The following is a 2,616-nucleotide window of genomic DNA, read 5'->3' as shown; positions in this document are numbered from 1 at the left end:
ATCGAATGATAGGATTTAATTGACGAGAAAACATGTTTCTCTATTTCGCTTGGCTTTTGTTCAGTTTTCAAAGAACTCATTTCGTCACCATCTTGGGTAGAAGAATAAAATTCACTTATTAGCGACGCTCACTATGTTATCACACAAACAACATCAACGCAACTTTTTTCAGTAAGTTTTTCAAACCCTCGTTGTGAGGACAATTAATAATATAACATGTCATACACTATAACGCAATAAGCTTTTTAAATTTTATTGAAATCTCTTTTTCATTCTTACTATACCACTACTTCTTAAAACCAAAACTACTTTTCATAAGAAAACAAATTTGTCTAACGAGCTAAAGTAAGAAGCTACTAAAAAGGTGAAAATGAACTTACCTGTAGCCTCTTCGCTATTATCACCTTACAACGAACGTAGACCCTTCTTAAATTTGCTTGGGTTGTCAATCGGTGTTTTAGGGTCATTGCCCCATTCAGCCCAAGATCCTTCGTAGACAGTGATGTCACTATACCCCATTAATCTTAGTGTGAAATACATATGTGAAGATCGATTAGCCAATTGACAATAAACAACTACCTTTTTTTCTTTAGGAACATCAACCTGCTTTAATAGAGATGAAATATCTTCGGCTGACTTAAAGAAAGGTACACCATCCTCTTTTATTACCGCTTTCCACTCTAAATTCACTGCCGTAGGAATGTGGCCACCTCTTTTCGCTCGAACATCCTCCCCTTTATATTCTTCAGGTGACCGCACATCCAGTAGGACGACATCATCATGGAAAATAACTTGTTCAACATAATCTTTTTCCACCATTAATTTATTCTTTTTCCTTGCTTTAAAAGCCCCTAATTGTTTGACAGTTTCAACGTTTGAGCACTCATGATGCATTGCTTTCCACGCTTTAAAACCTCCATTTAAGACGTGAATATCTTCATGACCATAATACTCTAATGCATAAAACAATCTCGTTGCTGCTGTATCATTCCCTTCATCATATACTACAATCGTCTGATCATTCCGTACGCCTAAATCATTCATAAGTTGCTCAAATACTTGTTCCGAAACTAAGTGACCTTCTATTGGGTGATTATCGTCTACTAACATTTCCATATCAAAATGAACCGCTCCAGGAATATGGTTTTCTTCAAATCCTTCTGATCTTACATCAACGATATAAAAGTTCGTTCCTTGATTTTCTACCAACCAATCTGTGCTTACCAACAAATTCGATTGTGGATACGCACCTATTTTTGCGAAGGTGTCATTTCCATATGCAAATGACACTATAAGTAACAGAACTACGATTAACACTTTTTGTTTCAATGACATCATCCCTTTCGTTGCAATCTCCATTATTATGCCTCAAAGTTTTCTGCCTTATTTCTACAAACATATTATTGGCTAGATGATTTCAAGAGTTAAATTACTTATAGGATGACACACAAAAAAAGGCATCCATTCAAAGAACAGATACCTTTAGATGAATTTTATTTATCCACCTTTTACAATAGTCACTCTTGAAAGTTGCTACAGTTGTTCTTGATAAGCTTGTTTCCCCATTAAAATTGAACCCATTATGCCTGCATTGTCACCCAATCCTGGTGAAACAATATACTCTTCAATGTTTGTTGATACCTCAGGAAAAGGAACATAATCATTTAATAATAGTTTTACATATTCAAAAACATACGGGAACACTTGCTTTTGTTTCATTACGCCTCCACCTAGTATGATCTTGTTAGGCGAAAGAATTAGAATATATTGCATTAAAGCTTGAGCAAGATAAAAACCTTCCATTTCCCACACATCTTTGTTATCTGCTAAGTCTACTCCCGCTTTTCCCCAACGCTCTTTAATAGCTGGACCTGCCGCTAATCCTTCTAGACAGTCTTTATGGTACAAACATGATCCTTCATATGTATCTTGCTCGTGACGTCTGACAATGATATGTCCCATCTCTGGATGAGACATACCTTGAAGTACATTCCCTTGCACTACCGCTCCAGCCCCAATGCCTGTTCCAACTGTAATATAAAGGCAACTGTCAAAACCCTTTGCTGCACCGAATGTTGCTTCAGCTAACGCAGCTGCATTTACATCCGTATTAAACGCTAATGGTATATCATATGATGCCTTTAATGTTTTAAGAAAAGGATAATCCTTCCATCCTTTTTTAGGAGTAGAAGTAATTGAACCATAAGTAAGGCTATTAGGATTGATATCAATTGGTCCAAACGAACCTACCCCCAAGGATTTCAACTCAAAATCTTTAAAGAATTCAAACACATATTGCATCGTTTCTTCCGGTAACGTCGTTGGAAATTGATCTCTCTTCACAATGTTTCCGCTTTCATCTCCAACTGCACATACAAATTTCGTTCCTCCAGCTTCAATACCACCATATAACACGTCATCACTCCTTAAACTATTATTCTATTGAAAAGACTCAACCTTATGCTACTGAAGTTCAACTGCCCTCCAAGTCAAAATATAGTAATCATGACACATTTTCTATTATAATTTCAAAACTCAATAAGTGAGTAAATTTCATAATTTGAATCACAGGTCTCACAAAGCTTTCAAGACATGAAAAAAGGAGTACCTCCCCAA

General features: G+C 36.1%; 2 protein-coding genes. Both read right to left on the bottom strand.

The window, feature by feature from the left end; genetic code table 11:
- Positions 1-405 precede the first annotated feature (405 nt).
- Entirely contained in the window at positions 406-1,359 is a 954-nt protein-coding gene (locus SLH51_RS24355) for a sulfurtransferase (protein WP_335964179.1), read from the bottom strand.
- 174 nt (positions 1,360-1,533) lie between these two features.
- The gene (locus SLH51_RS24350; RefSeq protein ID WP_335964178.1) at positions 1,534-2,415 is read right to left on the bottom strand and encodes an ROK family protein; all 882 of its coding nucleotides are present in this window, start codon (positions 2,413-2,415) and stop codon (positions 1,534-1,536) included.
- Positions 2,416-2,616 lie beyond the last annotated feature (201 nt).

Source organism: Halalkalibacter kiskunsagensis (assembly GCF_037027555.1).
Lineage (GTDB): Bacteria > Bacillota > Bacilli > Bacillales > Bacillaceae_D > Halalkalibacter > Halalkalibacter kiskunsagensis.
The sequence above is the reverse complement of the archived record's forward strand: the minus strand, read 5'-3'. Positions and strand labels throughout refer to the sequence as shown.

Excerpts from the sequence above, each read along its gene's own strand:
- SLH51_RS24355 (WP_335964179.1), bottom strand. The coding sequence starts at position 1,359 with ATGGAGATTGCAACGAAAGGGATGATGTCATTGAAACAAAAAGTGTTA.